The sequence below is a fragment of the Luteolibacter luteus genome (assembly GCF_012913485.1).
GTDB lineage: Bacteria > Verrucomicrobiota > Verrucomicrobiia > Verrucomicrobiales > Akkermansiaceae > Haloferula > Haloferula lutea.
In genome coordinates this window covers 5,600,300-5,615,988 of the sequence record NZ_CP051774.1, presented here as the reverse complement: position 1 = coordinate 5,615,988, position 15,689 = coordinate 5,600,300, and the positions used below count along the sequence as shown (strand labels likewise).

The 15,689-nt window shown below is 61.8% G+C and carries 9 protein-coding genes; 8 read left to right on the top strand and 1 reads right to left on the bottom strand.

What is annotated here, in order from left to right; genetic code table 11:
- Nucleotides 1-11 precede the first annotated feature (11 nt).
- From ntrB to HHL09_RS23165, 5 genes are all read left to right on the top strand, one after another.
- Nucleotides 12-896, top strand: a complete 885-nt coding sequence (gene ntrB / locus HHL09_RS23185) for a nitrate ABC transporter permease (protein ID WP_169457048.1) — start codon at nucleotides 12-14, stop codon at nucleotides 894-896.
- Nucleotides 897-921: 25 nt separating this feature from the next.
- Nucleotides 922-1,851: an ABC transporter ATP-binding protein gene (locus HHL09_RS23180; protein ID WP_169457047.1), complete on the top strand. Its 930-nt coding sequence runs from the start codon at nucleotides 922-924 to the stop codon at nucleotides 1,849-1,851.
- On the top strand, nucleotides 1,848-2,726 hold the full coding sequence (locus tag HHL09_RS23175) for an ABC transporter ATP-binding protein (RefSeq protein WP_169457046.1): 879 nt from the start codon (nucleotides 1,848-1,850) through the stop codon (nucleotides 2,724-2,726). The genes HHL09_RS23180 and HHL09_RS23175 overlap by 4 nt, the downstream gene beginning before the upstream one ends.
- A 215-nt stretch (nucleotides 2,727-2,941) precedes the next feature.
- A complete protein-coding gene (locus tag HHL09_RS23170; RefSeq protein WP_169457045.1) occupies nucleotides 2,942-4,693 on the top strand; it encodes a NirA family protein in 1,752 nt (583 codons plus the stop codon).
- An 83-nt stretch (nucleotides 4,694-4,776) separates the two neighbouring features.
- Entirely contained in the window at nucleotides 4,777-6,393 is a 1,617-nt protein-coding gene (locus tag HHL09_RS23165) for a DmsC/YnfH family molybdoenzyme membrane anchor subunit (RefSeq protein WP_169457044.1), read from the top strand.
- 49 nt (nucleotides 6,394-6,442) lie between these two features.
- On the opposite strand, the gene HHL09_RS23160 is transcribed toward HHL09_RS23165, so the two are convergent.
- Nucleotides 6,443-8,422, bottom strand: a complete 1,980-nt coding sequence (locus tag HHL09_RS23160) for a DNA gyrase/topoisomerase IV subunit A (protein WP_169457043.1) — start codon at nucleotides 8,420-8,422, stop codon at nucleotides 6,443-6,445.
- A 249-nt stretch (nucleotides 8,423-8,671) separates the two neighbouring features.
- On the opposite strand from HHL09_RS23160, the gene HHL09_RS23155 reads away from it, so the two are divergent.
- From HHL09_RS23155 to HHL09_RS23145, 3 genes are all read left to right on the top strand, one after another.
- Nucleotides 8,672-10,450 carry a polysaccharide lyase family protein gene (locus tag HHL09_RS23155; RefSeq protein WP_169457042.1) on the top strand — a complete coding sequence of 593 codons (1,779 nt, stop codon included), beginning with the start codon at nucleotides 8,672-8,674 and terminating at the stop codon, nucleotides 10,448-10,450.
- A 16-nt stretch (nucleotides 10,451-10,466) separates the two neighbouring features.
- Nucleotides 10,467-13,109: a glycosyl hydrolase gene (locus tag HHL09_RS23150; RefSeq protein ID WP_169457041.1), complete on the top strand. Its 2,643-nt coding sequence runs from the start codon at nucleotides 10,467-10,469 to the stop codon at nucleotides 13,107-13,109.
- A gap of 299 nt (nucleotides 13,110-13,408) precedes the next feature.
- On the top strand, nucleotides 13,409-15,610 hold the full coding sequence (locus HHL09_RS23145) for a sialate O-acetylesterase (protein ID WP_169457040.1): 2,202 nt from the start codon (nucleotides 13,409-13,411) through the stop codon (nucleotides 15,608-15,610).
- Nucleotides 15,611-15,689: the final 79 nt, after the last annotated feature.

The following is a 15,689-nucleotide window of genomic DNA, read 5'->3' as shown; positions in this document are numbered from 1 at the left end:
CACACTTTGCCATGAAGTTCATTCAGTCTCTCAAGCTCGACGTCCTCCTGCTGCCGCTCGTCGGCATCATGCTCTGCCTCGGCGGCTGGGCCATCATCGCGGGAAAATCCACGACCACCACCACGGTGGATGATTGGGGAGATCCGGTCACCAAGGTGGAGCGTCATGGCATCTCGAAGAATCTCCCCTCGCCCACCGAGACATGGACGGCAAGCAAGCCCTACATCGTCGAGCCACTGGCCAAGCGCGGCGAGCTCGACCAAGGTATCCTGCGCTTCACCTGGCTCTCGCTGAAGCTGGTCGCACAGGGCTATTTCATCGCTTTGCTAATCGGCACGCCGATCGGCTTCTTCCTGGGACTCTCGAAGAATTTCACGAAGGCATTCGACCCGATCATCCAGATTCTCCGTCCGGTATCGCCGCTCGCATGGCTGCCGCTCGGCATGGTGCTCTTTAGCGGGCTGAAAGTCCTGGATGCGAGCGGACGCGTGAGTTTCGGCACGTCCGATGCTGCGGCGCTGTTCACCATCGCCATCTGTGCCATGTGGCCCACCGTGCTCAATACCGCCGTCGGCGTGCGGGCGGTCCCGCAGGACTACCTGAATGTCGCCAAGGTACTGAAACTCTCACGCATGAAGACCTTGTTCAAGGTCCTCATTCCCTCGGCACTTCCCTACATGTTCACCGGCTTCCGCCTCTCTCTCGGGATCGCCTGGCTGGTCATCGTCGCTGTGGAAATGCTGATCGGGAAGCCCGGCATCGGTGGCTTCCTCTGGCAGCAATACAACGCGAACAGCTTCGCCCACATCATCCTCTCCATCCTGACGATCGGGGTGATCGGCTATGTGCTGGATCGCCTGATGAGCCTCGTCGAAGGGCGCTTCCGCACGGCTTGAAAACCTCCTCCGACCCTCAGAACCTATGAGACCTATCGTAGAACTCAGCGGCGTCTCCAAAGGCTTCGGCCGGGGCTTCTCGCGAAGCGAGGTGCTGCGCGACATCAACCTCAGCGTGCAGGAAGGCGACTTCGTCTCGATCATCGGTTACTCCGGCACCGGCAAGAGCACGCTGATCAATCTGATCGCAGGCTTGCAAAAGCCGGACACGGGCAGCGCGATGATGGATGGCGCGCCGATCACCGGCCCGGGACCGGAGCGAGGGATCGTCTTCCAGAACTACTCGCTGCTTCCATGGCTGACGGTGACGGAAAACGTCCGCCTCGCCGTAGATCAGATTTTTCCGAGCCTCAGCGAGAAGGAGCGCGCCGAGCACGCCTCCAAATACATCGACATGGTGAAGCTCACGCCAGCATCCGCGAAACTTCCCCGCGAACTCTCCGGCGGCATGCGCCAGCGAGTCTCGGTGGCCCGCACTCTCGCCGCCAATCCCCGCATCCTCCTGCTGGATGAGCCTCTGTCCGCCTTGGATGCCCTCACCCGCGCCACGCTCCAGGACGAGATCGCGGAAATCTGGCAGGCGAACCGCACCACCGTGATCTGGATCACCAACGACCCGGACGAAGCGCTCCTCGTGGCGGACCGCGTGATCCCCCTGCTGCCGGGTCGTGAGGGCGCCACGCTGGGCTCCGAGATTCCCGTGGCCATCGAGCGTCCGCGTGATCGCCGCGAGTTACTACGCTCCCCGGATTTCAAAGACCTGAAGCTGCAACTCGTGGACACGCTGCTCGGCGCGAAGAAAGACAGCACGCCCCTGGTCACCAAGAAACTCGCCGCTCCCGACATCCTGCCGGAGGACCTCGGAAAGAAGCGCAGCTTCTCCCTCTTTGACCGTCCGGCCCCGCGCCGCCGCTCCCAGCTCCAGCGCGAAGAACTCAAAATCGAAGTGTCATGACCCAAGCCCACGCCCCTGTTCTTGAGCTCTTCAAGCTCTCCAAAGCCTACCCGACCCCGAAGGGCCCTGCCGTCATCGTCAAGGAGTTCAACCTGAACCTTGCCGCCGGGGAATTCGTCACGCTCATCGGTCACTCCGGCTGCGGGAAGTCCACCGTGCTTTCCATGGTCGCAGGCCTCACCGATGTGACCGAAGGCGCGATGATCCTCTCCGGTCGCGAAACCAACGAAGCCGGGCCGGATCGCGGCGTGGTCTTCCAGTCGCCTTGTCTGCTCCCATGGATGAGCGCCTTCGAGAATGTGATGCTGGGCGTGAACCAAGTCTATTTCACCGCTCCAAAGGCCGAGCGCCGCGAGCTCGCGGAATACTACCTCACCGTGGTCGGCCTCGGGAATGCAATGCACAAGTATCCCGGCGAGCTCTCCCAAGGGATGCGCCAGCGCGTCGGCATCGCCCGGGCCTTCGCCCTGCAGCCGAAGATGCTGCTGCTGGATGAGCCATTCGGCATGCTCGATGCCCTCACCAAGATGGAGCTTCAGGAAGTGCTTCTCGAGCTCTGGCGCCGGAACAAGCTCACGACCTTGATGGTCACCCATGATGTGGATGAGGCTATCTTCCTTTCCGACCGGGTGGTGATGATGACCGACGGCCCGGAAGCAGAGGTCGGCGACATCCTCACCATCCCCTTCGAGCGGCCCAGAGATCGTGCCAGCGTCCTGGCAGATCCTCGCTACCCGGAAATCCGGAACCACCTTCTCACCTTCCTCAACGAGCGCTCCCACATCCGGCCAAGCCGCATTACCCCGCCGGTGACGGAAATGGTCACCGTGGCACACCGCGAGACCCCGGCGGGCGCGACGGCACCCACGCACTGATTTCCAGCAAGTTACCCAATTCTATTCGGTAATCCGCATCCTGCGGGGGGTGGCTAAGCGCCCCGGCGGCGGCAAGCCCCATTCATGGATCCCTTCCGCTCAGGTGAGCCGGATTCATCATTCCGATGATGCAGAATCCATCCCTTTCATGGCCACCCGGGCCCTTCGCGCATGCCGGGTGCTCTTTCAACCGCTGAACAAAACGCCCGTCCGTCATGGTTAATCTCAGCGACTCCGGCTTCACGCCCGAACAAACCTCCTACCTCTCCGGCTTCGTATCCGGTATCCTGCAGGGCCGCGAACTGCCATTCCTCGGTCAGGACGGTGAACGCCGTTTCACCCACGAGCCAGACCAGAGCGTCTACGGCACACCCTTGGAAGACCTCTGCAAGGAAGAGCGCATCAAGCACGAACAGAACGGCTTGGATTGCTGGGACGCGATCATCGCCAATGCCGCAACGAACGAATTCCCGAAGGACGGCGATGTCTTCCGTTACAAGTTTCACGGCCTCTTCTTCGTCTCCCCCGCCCAAGAGAGCCTGATGCTCCGCTGCCGCATCGCCGGGGGGGCGCTCACCAGCGAGCAGCTCCGCGGTCTTGCCGGCGTGGCGGAAAAATGGGGTCCGGGTCATGCCGACCTCACCACCCGGGCCAATGTCCAGATCCGCGAGATCATGCCGGAAAATGCGCCGAACGTGCTGATGGCCCTGACTGACATGGGCCTGACTTCGCAAGGCTCCGGCGCGGACAACATCCGAAACATCACCGCCTCCCCGACCACCGGCTTTGACCCGGACGAACTCATCGATGTGATGCCCTACGCCCGTGCGATGCATCACTACATCCTGAAGAACCGCGACCTCTACGGCCTGCCGCGGAAATTCAATATTTCCTACGACTCCGGCGGCCGCGTCTCGGTCTGCGCGGACACCAATGACATCGGCTTCTATGCCGTGAAAGTCGGCGAGAACGACAAGGGCATCGCACCCGGTATCTACTTCCGCATGCAACTCTGCGGCATCACCGGTCACAAGCAATTCGCCACCGACTGCGGCGTGCTGCTCACCCCGGCGGAGACCATCCCGGTGGCTGCTGCACTGATCCGCGTGTTCATCGAGAACGGCGACCGCACCAACCGCAAGAAGGCCCGCCTCAAGTACCTCGTCGACGACTGGGGCTTCGAGAAGACCCTTGAGGAAACCCAGAAGAAGCTGGCTTTCCCGATGCGCTACTTCCCTCTCGAAGACTGCGCGCCATCCCTTCCCAAGTCGAAACACGGCCATCTGGGCATCCACCAGCAGAGCGATGGCAAGCACTACATCGGCGTCCTGACTCCGGTGGGCCGCATGAGCGTCCAGCAGATGCTGGCACTCGCAGACGTCGCCGATGAATTCGGCCGCAGCGAGATCCGCCTGACCGTCTGGCAAAACCTCATCATCCCCGGCATCCCGGAGGAGAAGCTCCAAGCCGCAATCACCGCAATCCAGGCCACCGGCCTCGATCACCGCAACAATGCCATCACCGGCGGCCTCATCGCCTGCACCGGCAGCCGCGGTTGCAAGTATGCCGCGGCAGATACCAAGGGCAATGCGATCACCCTCGGCAATCACCTTGCCAGCAAGATGATCCTCGACCAACCGGTGAACATCCACCTCACCGGTTGCCATCACTCCTGCGCCCAGCACTACATCGGTGACATCGGCATGATGGGCACCCGCGTGAAGGTCTCCGATGGTTCCACCGTGGATGGCTACAACATCGTGCTCGGTGGTGGCGTGGACGACACGCAGGCGATCGCCCGCGAGATCTGGAACGGCGTCGCCTTCGAGGAGATTCCCGGCTTGGTCGAGAAGCTCCTCTGCACCTACCTCGCCCAGCGGGAGAACGACGAATCCTTCGCCGCCTTCGCCCAAAGGCTCAGCGTCGAGGAGCTGCGCGGCTTGGTCGACGAGCGCGCTGCCGCCTGAACCAAGCCTCCATTGGCAAAAAGTCCGGCCCAATGAAAGCGCCGATCTAACAGATCTATTCTTCAATCCCAAAGCATCCTCGCTTGTCTTCCCTTCTTCAACGTCTGCCTGCGCCTCCTGCTGCGAAGAAGCAGGCCGCTCCAAGCCATGAGGTGCGGACCTTGATCGATGACCTCATCGCGGAGCAGAAGACCTTGCAAACCCCGATCGCCCGTTACTCCGACTACCACGACCGGGAACCGGACCTGGCACCGCACTACCGGACCTTGATCCCTCTCAGCAAGCCGGGCGAAGGCGAGCAGTATGCCTTCGAGGTCTCGCTCGACCGTTGCACCGGTTGCAAGGCCTGCGTCTCCGCCTGCCACTCGCTCAATGGCCTGGACGACGATGAAGCATGGCGCGATGTCGGGATGATCCACGGTGGTCGCAAGACCCCCGGTTGGCAGCAGACCATCACCACCGCCTGCCATCACTGCGAGGATCCCGGGTGCATGAATGGCTGCCCCGTGGGTGCCTACGAAAAGGACCCGGACACCGGCATTGTCCGCCACTTGGACGACCAATGCATCGGCTGCTCCTACTGCATTCTCAAGTGCCCCTTCGACGTGCCGAAGTACTCGAAGAAGCGCGGCATCGTCCGCAAGTGCGACATGTGCCACCAGCGCCTCGCCGAAGGTGAAGCACCGGCCTGCGTCCAAGCTTGCCCGACTGAGGCGATCCGCATCGTCAAGGTAGCGGTGAGCAAGGAGCCAAAAGCAGAGAGTTCGAAAAAAGAGTCCATCTCCACGATCCCAGCTCCACGCTTCCTCCCCGGCGCACCGGACCCATCGATCACCCGCCCCACCACCCGCTACGTTGGCCGAGACGTGCCGGAAAGCGCCGTGGCCGCAGACCGCGAGAACCTAGTACCCGAACACGCCCACTGGCCCCTCGTGCTCATGCTCATGCTTACCCAGGCTGGCGTCGGTCTTCTCGCGGGCGGCCTCGGAAACACCGCGGCGACTTTGGCTGCGGCTGGCCTCTTCTTCGCAGGCATGGGTGCCTCCGTCCTTCACCTCGGACAGCCCCTCAAGGCATGGCGATTCTTCCTTGGCCTCCGGACTTCCTGGCTCTCCCGGGAGATTCTCGCCTTCTCGATGTTCGCGCCGATCCCCATCGTCGTCGCTGCACTCCCTTTCCTACCCGACTTCCCCTTCAAGGACCTCATCACCGTGGCGGCGACTCGCTCCGTGTTGCCGATCGGATTGATCGCGGTCTTCACCAGCGTGATGATCTATCACGACACACATCGCGCTTCATGGCGCTTCTCCATCACCGCCGCGCGCTTCTTCGGCACCGTCGCAACCTTCGGCACCCTCGGCCTGCTCCTTGCCAAACCCTCCGCGTGGTCGATGCTCTTCTTCGCCGCCGCAGTCATCGCGAAGATGATTCCCGAACTCCGCATCATCCGCCTCGCCGATGATCGGAATGCGGAATGGTCCACCGATCTCCACACCGCTCGCCTCCAGCGCGGCCCGCTGAATACCTCGCTGGACGGCCGCTTCCTCATCGCCTTCACCGCCATCGCCGTGGCCCTTGTAAATCCATGGGCAGCCCTGCCCCTGCTGCTGATCTCGGAGCTCTTCGAGCGCCAGCTCTTCTTCCAATCGGTCTACGCCCCCAAGATGCCCGGAAGCTTCGGCCCCAAGCGTCACCATTGAGCACTACGGGAAGCGCGGAGCAAAAGTCCCGCGCTCCCTTCGCAAACAATCACGCTCCCACTTCCGGATCGAAATCCTTCGGCGCCCGTACAATCCGGTCGATCTGCAGCTTCGTGACGATGTTCCCGCCGCTGCTGCGGCCCTTGATCTGCACCTCTCCGAAATTGAAGGGGCGGCTCACATTCCGCAGCTTCAGCGCCGGCTTGATGTGCACGATCAGCAATTGATCGTTGCTCTCCGCCTCGCTCTTGTGCACGGCGAAGTAGAAGACCCGGCTGCCAGGCGTGCCACGGGTCAATTCGTATTCCTTGTCGCGGGTGATGCCGCCCACGCGGAAGCGCTTCGCCAGGATAGGCCCTTCCTTGCCGTCGCGGAAAATCATCGAGTAGATCAGGTCCTCGTCCTTCTTCCAGATCGCCACGCGCATCGGACGCGGGCCGACGAAAAACTTCTCCGCCACCTTCACGATCCGCATCTTGCTGTCCTGGCCGAAGATGATCACGTCATCCAGCGTGGAGCACTTCTCGATCGGAGTCTCCTTCTTCAGCCCGTAGCCGGCGAAGCCGTTCTTGTCGTCAAGGTAAAGAGTCTCGGTGGCCAGGATCACCTGGCTGCGATCCACGCGGTCGAAGGTAGAGATCTCCGTCTTCCGCTCGCGGCCCTTGCCGTATTTCTTCTTCAGATCCTCGAACCAACGGACGGCATACTTCGTGAGCTGCTTGAGATTCTTCTCCGTCTCGTCGATGTCCTTCTCCAGCGATTTGATTTCCTCATCCGCCTTGAAGGAGTCAAACTTTGAGATGCGCTTGATCCGGATTTCGGTAAGGCGGACGATATCTTCCTCCGTCACCTCGCGCTTGAGCAGCTTTTTGAAGGGCTTCAAACCCTTGTCGATGGCGCCGATCACGCCTTCCCAGGTCGTCTGCTCTTCGATGTCGCGGTAGATGCGGTTCTCGATGAAAATCTTCTCCAGCGAGCTGAAGTGCCACTTCTCTTGAAGCTCGCCGAGACGGATCTCCAGCTCCATGCGCAACAGCTCCTTGGTAAACTCGGCGTTGCGCTTCAGGATTTCCGTCACCCCCAGGAACTGCGGCCTGTCATCGGCGATGACGCACGCGTTGGGCGAGAGGCTCAACTCGCAATCGGTGAACGCATACAGCGCGTCCCGCATGTTGTCCGGATCCACGCCGGCAGGCAGGTGCACCAGGATATCGGCGTGCGCCGCAGTGTTGTCCTCGATCTTCGCGATCTTGATCTTCCCTTTTTCCGCCGCCGCCACGATGGAGTCCATCAGAGCCCCCGTGGTAGTGCCAAAGGGGATCTCCGTGATCCGTAGCAGCCCCTTTTTCTCCGACGAAATCCGGGCACGCACCCGCACCCGGCCGCCGCGCAAGCCATCGCGGTAATCCGTGGCATCCATGATACCGCCCGTCGGGAAATCTGGCACCAGGTCGAAGGGCTCCTTGCGCAAGGCGCAAACCGAAGCATCGATGAGCTCGATGAAATTGTGCGGCAGCATCTTGCAGGCGAGGCCCACCGCGATGCCTTCCACGCCCTGCGCCAGCAGCAGCGGAAACTTCACGGGGAGCGTCACCGGCTCCTTGTTGCGACCGTCATAGGACGGGGTCCACTCGGTCGTCTTCGGGTTGAAGGTGATATCCAGCGCCAGCTTGGTCAGTCGCGCCTCGATATACCGGGATGCCGCCGCGCCGTCGCCGGTGAGCGTATTGCCCCAGTTACCCTGGGTATCGATCAGCAGATCTTTCTGCCCCAGTTGCACCATCGCATCACCGATCGATTGGTCGCCATGCGGGTGGTACTTCATCGTGTTACCCACCACGTTCGCCACCTTGTTGTAGCGACCGTCGTCCAGCTCCTTCATCGAGTGGAGGATGCGCCGCTGGACGGGTTTCAAGCCGTCATTAACGTGCGGAACCGCGCGCTCCATGATGACGTACGAGGCGTAGTCGAGGAAATAGTCCTTGTACATCGCCCCTAGCGAGGCGTGCTGGTCCGGATCGTGCATCATGGAGGGCGGATGCTTAGGGGTTCCGCCGGGGGGCGCAAGCGCGGAGGTGGGCAAACGAACGCCGAAACCGCTAACCCCATCGGGGGGCTCGATCCGCCCGCCCTTTTCGGGCAGGTTGGCGGGTAGCACCTGTTTTTCCCTCTGTTGAAACTATCGTTTAAGCCAGCTGCGGCATTCTTGATCTGCACCTTATCCCCTGCGCTCCTTAAGGCTGAAGTCCGCGTAACGGACGAGGGCCGCACTTTCCTAATGGAAAACGGCCGGATTTCCGCCCGGATCCACAAGGCCACGGCCACCCTCAGCTCCCTGAAACGCGGCGATCTCGAGCTGCTTCGGGGCGGCACCGGCTACTGGTCCCTCTCCGGCGGCTCGGACAAGGGCCGCGTCCAGTCTTTCCCGGAGTCCGTCAGTTCTTCCATGACCAAGCCAGGTGGCGAGACCGGAGAAGTGGCCATCGAGTGCCGCTACCAAGGTACCCCCGGCACCTGGCCGGTCAATGTCTCCCTCCGCTACGCGCTGCGCGAGGGCTCGGAGGGCCTTTATGTCTACGGCATCTTCGAGCACCCGCCCGAGCTCCCCGGATTCTCCGTCGGCGAGGCCCGCTACGTCATAAAGCCGGATGGCGGAATCTTCGATTGGTTCACGGTCGATCCGGAGCGCTCGCGGCAGATGCCCACCGGGGAGGACTGGGACAAGGGCACCCAGCTCAATCTCAAGGAAGCCCGCCGTCTCAACACCGGGATCCACAAGGGCAAGGTGGAGCACAAGTATGGCTACTCCGCGCTTTTCTCCGACTCCCCTGCCTACGGCTGGTCCTCGTCTGAAAAGAAGGTCGGCCTGTGGATGGTGAATCCCTCGCTGGAATACATCGCCGGAGGCCCCACCAAGCCGGAACTCACCGGCCACCTCGATGTCAATCGCGGTGGCCGTCCCGTGCTGCTGAATATGTGGCACGGCAGCCACTACGGCGGCACCTCGCTCAGCGTCCGTCGCGATGAAGCATGGTCCATGGTGATCGGCCCCTTCCTTCTTCATACCAATGAAGGCAACGAAGCCCTTTCCATGTGGAAGGACGCGATGAAGACCACCGCCAGCGAAGCGAAGCAGTGGCCCTACGCTTGGGTCGATGCCCCTCTCTACGCCGCGAAGGATCGCGTGGCCGTGACGGGAAAGATACACGTAACCGATCACGGTGGCAGCAAGCCGGGCACCATGTGGGTGGGCCTTAGCGCCCCAAGCTACGAGATCCGCTCGCGCCGCGGCGGCGAGAAGGTGGATTGGCAGCGCGATGGCAAAAACTACCAGTACTGGGCAAAGGCGGCCAAGGACGGCAGCTTTCGCTTAAGCGCCGTGCGACCGGGCAAGTATGTGCTGCACGCCTTCGCAGATGGGATTCTCGGCGAGTTCCAGCGCGCGGATCTTGCGGTCCTTGAGGGCCAGCCTTTGGTCCTCGGCGATGTCCAGTGGACCGTCGAGCGCTCCGGCCCCACGGTCTGGGAGATCGGCATCCCGGACCGCAGCGCGCGGGAGTTCCGGAACGGTGATCGCTATTGGCTCTGGGGCCATCATCTCAAGGTCCGCGAGGAGTTCCCGAATGGAGTCGATTTCACGATCGGGAAGAGCGATTGGAAGACGGACTGGAATCTCTGCCAGCCCTTGGACCTCGATCCCTCCGGAAAGGTTCTCGGCGACTCGGTGTGGAAGCTGCGCTTCGACCTGAAGGAGGAAGCCGAGCACCGCTTGCGGATCGCACTCTGCGGACATCGCGAGGGCAACCGGCTGAGCATCGTCATGAATGGCAAGCCCATCGGAAATAGCGGCCGCCTCCCGGAGAATGGCGTGATGCATCGGGATGGCCACCGGGGCCTGCTTACCGAGCTCGATTTCAAGATCCCGGCCGACGCCCTGAAAAAGACCGGCAACGTTTTGGAGCTCCGCCTGAGCGGCGAGGTCTGGCATCAGGGCGTGCTCTATGATTACCTGAGGTTAGAGCGAGCCGGGCATGACAGCGCGACCGGCACGCTCTGACCCAAGCAAGCCCCTGATGAAACCCATCCTGCTCACTCTTCTCTGTCTCTCCCCGCTCGCCCGCGCGAACGATACCCTGTGGCCCGAGCCCACCTTCGAGTCGAAGCCATGGACGCGCTGGTGGTGGCTCGGCAGCGGCGTGGATCAGAAAAATCTCACGATTCAGCTCCAGCAGTTCCGCGATGCCGGGATCGGCGGCGTGGAGATCTGCCCCATCTACGGCGCGAAGGGTTATGAGGACCGTGATCTGACATTCCTCTCCACGGAGTGGACTGCTGCCTATGCGCACACCGCCCACGAAACGGCGCGGCTCGGCATGGGCGTGGATCTCACCACCGGCACCGGCTGGCCCTTCGGGGCGCCATGGGTTGCGGAGGCGGACGCTTCGGCGTCGCTGGAAAACGTGAAGGCGAAAGCCACCGGCGGCAGCCCGATTTCGCTCAAGCTTCCGAAGGGAGAAGTGAAGATCTTTTCCGCATGGCCGGAGACCGGCGAACCGGTCGATCTACGCGGGCAGGTGAAGGATGGCCGCTTGGAATGGACACCCCCCGCCGGCACGTGGCGGCTTCATGGAATCATCGCGAAGCATGGCATCCAGAAAGTGAAGCGCGCCGCCCCCGGGGGAGCCGGCTGGGTGCTCGATCCCTTTTCCCCCCAGTCGATCGGAAACTACCTGAAGCCTTTCGACGAGGCTTTGGATCGGGACAATGTCCCTGAACCGCGCGCTCACTTTCACGACTCCTTCGAATACTACGGTGCTGCGTGGACAGATGATCTCTTTACCCGTTTCCGCGGGCACTGCGGCTACGATCTGGCCGACCAGTTGCCCGCTTTCCAGGGAGAAGGAGATTCAGAAACGGTGGCCCGTGTGCGAGCCGACTACCGGGCCACTTTGAGCGAGCTGCATCGCGAATATTTGGCAAAGTGGCATGATTGGGCAAAGGCCCGCGGCAGCCTCACGCGGAATCAGGCTCATGGCTCTCCGGGCAATCTGTTAGATCACTATGCCGTTGCCGACATCCCGGAGACGGAGATCTTCCGTCATGTGGGTGAAGAGCAGATTCCCATGCTCCAGTTCGCGTCCTCCGCAGCCCACGTCACGGGCAGAAAGCTGGTCTCCGCAGAAACATTCACCTGGCTCGGCGAACACTTCCAGGTGACCCCGGCGCAGTTGAAGGAGGCCGCCGACTTCGTCTGGCTCGGCGGGGTGAATCACATCCTCTTCCATGGCATCCCTTTCACCCCTGAGGATGCGCCGTGGCCTGGCTGGCTTTTCTACGCCTCAACCCACATGGGCCCGAATGGCGGCCTCTGGAAGGACCTTCCTACTTTCAATGGCTACATCGCCCGTTGCCAGACGGCATTGCAATCGGGCAAGCCGGATAGCGACGTGCTGCTCTACTTCCCCGTGCAGGATCTCTGGCATGACGGCGCGGACGGGCTCCCGCTCTTCACCGTCCACAATCAGGACAAATGGCTTCACCCCACCGGCTTCTACCGCAGCGCCATGGAGATGTGGAATCACGGTATTGCCTGTGACTTCGTCTCGGATCGCCTCTTGGAAGAAGCGAGGGTGAAAGACCAGAAGATCGAACTCGGCGGGAACACCTATAAGGCCCTCGTGGTTCCGGATACAAAGTTCATGGCTCCTGCTACGGCGAAGCGCCTGCTCGATCTCACGGCGAAGGGCGTGGTGGTCATCTTCACCTCACCCCCGCCTTCCGAGGCCCCCGGCTATGGAAACCGGGAGGAGAATCGCAAGGCCGTGACGGATACCTTCGCAAAAATCTCGGGAGACGGCGTCCTGCCCTATCAGAGCGGCCTGGTCTTCCGGAATGCGGATCTGAGGAAGAGCCTCGCCAGCGTCGGCGTAGGCGGAGAACCCATGCGCGAGCAAGGACTGCGCTTCGTGCGCCGCAAGCATGACGATGGCTGGACCTACTTCATCGTGAACTCGTCCGGAAAGGACTTCGATGGGACTGTATCTCTCGCCACCACCGCCAAGTCCGCGGTGCTCTTCAAGCCGATGAGCGGCGAAAGCGGGGTCATCCCCTTCGATAAGGGCTTGCCTCTGAAACTCGCCGCGGGCGAATCCGTGATCCTGCGAACCTATCGAGAACGCGAGGCGACAGGCCCGCGCTTCCAATCGCTCCAAATTGCCGGTGAGCCAGTGAAGCTCGGCGGCACATGGAAGGTTCGCTTCCTGGATGGCGGACCGTCTTTGCCCGCCAGCTACGAAACGGAAACCTTGGCTTCATGGACCGGGCAGGAGGATCCGGCATACAAGAACTTCTCCGGCACCGCGATCTATCAGAACGAGTTCGATTGGAAGGGATCACCGGAGGCGCTCCTCGATCTCGGGGAAATCGCCGCCACCGCGAAGGTCCGCCTGAACGGCAAGGAGGTCGGCCGCTGTTGGTCACCACCCCACAAGATCCGGATCAAGGGCGAGCTGAAAGACGGCCCGAACACCTTGGAAGTCGAAGTCACCAACCTCGCCGCCAACCGCATCGCCGATCTCGATCGCCGAAAGGTTCCTTGGAAATCTTTCCATGAGATCAACTTCGTGAACATCGACTACAAGCCCTTCGACGCCTCTGCATGGTCCCCGCTGCCCTCGGGCCTCATTGGACCCGTAACGATGACTCCCCTGAAATAGCTTCAAAGGTAGAGACCGTGCCTCGCTTGTCCACGAGTGGTCCCTTTCGTCCCTCCAAAAAAACATGGGGACCACTGCAAAACATCCCCGAAGTTCCTCCCGTCCCCTACCTTTGAACCCAAGCGCATCCGCGCCATTTGCCCCAAACAACCCGCCTGTTATTTTTCATGTTTTTAACAGGCATAACAGGCGAGTCGGCACCTTCGGAGAACACCTTCAAACCCGGCCCGCATCCGCTTCGTCTTTACCCCATTGAGGGGAAGAGACAATCCGCCGGACCACCGCGATACTGACCGCACATGCGCGCCCTTCTCCGCCTCGCTCTCGCCATCTGCCTCGTCGCAACCGCTTGGGCGAAACCCACCCTTTTCATTATCGGTGACTCCACTGTCCGCAACCAAACCGGCGGGCAGCGCGGCTGGGGAGATCCGCTGGTTTCCCGGTTCGACCCCGCCTCGATCGAGGTCATCAACCGCGCCATCGGCGGGCGCAGCAGCCGCACCTTCCTGACAGAGGGACGCTGGGATGCCGTCCTCGCGAATCTCAGAGCAGGTGATTTCGTCGTGATGCAGTTCGGTCATAATGACGGTGGAGCACTCAATGACGACCGCTGCCGTGCCTCGATCAAAGGCAATGGCGATGAGAGCGAGGACATCGTCCGCAAGACCGATCAGAAGCCCGAGACCGTCCACAGCTACGGTTGGTACATGCGCAAGTACATCGCCGATACCAAGGCGAAGGGCGCTACTCCAATCGTCGTCTCCTTGATCCCGCGGAACATCTGGAAGGATGGCAAGATCGGCCGTGCCGGAGACAGCTACGCGGGCTGGGCAAAGGAGGCCGCAGCCCAAGGCGGAGCCACCTTCGTCGATTTCAACTCCATCCTCTCCGATCGCTACGAAGCACTGGGCATCGAGAAGACCGGACTGCTTTTCGCAGGAAGCGATCACACCCACACCTGCGCGGCAGGAGCGGACTTCAACGCCGGGGTCCTCGCCACCGCCCTGCGGGATACGACTCTCTCTCCCTACCTCCTCCCGGCAGATCTCTGGCTGCCGCAAATCTTCTCGAACCACATGGTGCTCCAGCGGGACACCGCGAATCCGCTCTGGGGCAGCACCACTCCCGGCACCGGGGTCACCGCCAGTATCGCGGGCCAAACCGTGAAGACGATTGCCGATGCCGACGGAAAATTCCGCCTCGATCTCCCGGCGCTTCCTGCCGGCGGGCCCCATGTTCTCGAAGTAAAAGCCGCCGGCAGCCGCAAGTTCGAGGACGTGCTGGTCGGCGAGGTCTGGCTCTGTTCGGGCCAGTCGAACATGGACTTCACGCTCGCCCCTACCGACAAACGTTACTTCGCAGGCACCGCGAATTGGCAGCAGGAAGTCGCAGCCGCAGAACACCCGCAACTCCGCATGTTCACCGCAGAGTGGGCCATGCGAGAGGACCCGCAGCCCGAACTCGAAGGCCAGTGGAAGCCCTGCTCTCCGGAAGCCGCGCCGGACTTCTCCGCGGTGGCTTACTTCTTCGGCAGGAAGCTTCAGGAAGACCTCGGCGTGCCCGTTGGACTGATCACCTGCGCCTATGGCGCGAGCACAGCCGAAGCATGGATCAGCAAGGAGAAGCTCGATCAGGTCAGCTCGCTGAAAAAGCTCCAGGATGATTTCCGCAAGAAGTTCATCGCCTACCGTGATGACCCAAAACCCTTCGAGAATTACGGCCGAGGCATGACAAGGTGGCTCGCCGCCGGAAAAAAGGGCCGCGCCCCCAAGCACCCGGATCCGATTCAGGACCAGCACAACCCCGCCGTGCTCTTCAACGGCATGATCTCACCGGTGGCCACCTACGGCATCCGTGGCGCGATCTGGTATCAGGGCGAATCGAATGTCGGCACGCGCCAGCTTTATCCCGCCCTACAGGAAGCCCTGATCGCGGACTGGCGAGGACGATGGGGCCGCGGGGATTTCCCCTTTTACTTCGTTCAGCTCGCCTCACACAAAGCCGCTGTGACCGAGCCTGCCAACAGCAGCCTCGCCAGCATGCGCGAAGCTCAGGCCAGTTCACTTTCGCACCCCAATACCGGCATGGCCGTCACGCTCGACATCGGTGACGAGAAGGACGTTCACCCTCGCAACAAGCAGGACGTCGGGGCACGCCTCGCCCGCCTGGCACTGGCAGGCACCTACGGGAGAAAGATGGAGGCATGCGGCCCGGTCTTCAAAATGGCGGAGATCGAGGACGGCCGGGTGCGTCTCCATTTCGATCACATCGCGAAGGGTCTCGAGGCAAGGGGCGGAGCCTTGAAGCATTTTGCCGTCTCCGGCGACGACCGTAAATTCACTTGGGCGACCGCCGAGATCGATGGCGAAACCGTAATCGTTTTCAGCCCTTCGGTCCCTCGTCCCGCCTACGTCCGTTACGCGTGGGCGGACAATCCAGCAGAGGCAAACCTCTTCAATTCCGAAGGCCTCCCAGCCGCGCCTTTCCGCACCGATCCGTAAGGAGTTGCCGGCCTCTCAAGATCCTTGCCCGAACACTTCAGAAAGGGTGCTTGATTATAACACTCTTGGGGTAATCGAC

Bases quoted from the DNA above. Each gene is read 5' to 3' on its own strand.
- ntrB (WP_169457048.1), top strand. From the start codon at position 12: ATGAAGTTCATTCAGTCTCTCAAGCTCGACGTCCTCCTGCTGCCGCTC.
- HHL09_RS23180 (WP_169457047.1), top strand. From the start codon at position 922: ATGAGACCTATCGTAGAACTCAGCGGCGTCTCCAAAGGCTTCGGCCGG.
- HHL09_RS23175 (WP_169457046.1), top strand. From the start codon at position 1,848: ATGACCCAAGCCCACGCCCCTGTTCTTGAGCTCTTCAAGCTCTCCAAA.
- HHL09_RS23170 (WP_169457045.1), top strand. From the start codon at position 2,942: ATGGTTAATCTCAGCGACTCCGGCTTCACGCCCGAACAAACCTCCTAC.
- HHL09_RS23160 (WP_169457043.1), bottom strand. From the start codon at position 8,422: ATGATGCACGATCCGGACCAGCACGCCTCGCTAGGGGCGATGTACAAG.
- HHL09_RS23155 (WP_169457042.1), top strand. From the start codon at position 8,672: ATGGAAAACGGCCGGATTTCCGCCCGGATCCACAAGGCCACGGCCACC.
- HHL09_RS23150 (WP_169457041.1), top strand. From the start codon at position 10,467: ATGAAACCCATCCTGCTCACTCTTCTCTGTCTCTCCCCGCTCGCCCGC.
- HHL09_RS23145 (WP_169457040.1), top strand. From the start codon at position 13,409: ATGCGCGCCCTTCTCCGCCTCGCTCTCGCCATCTGCCTCGTCGCAACC.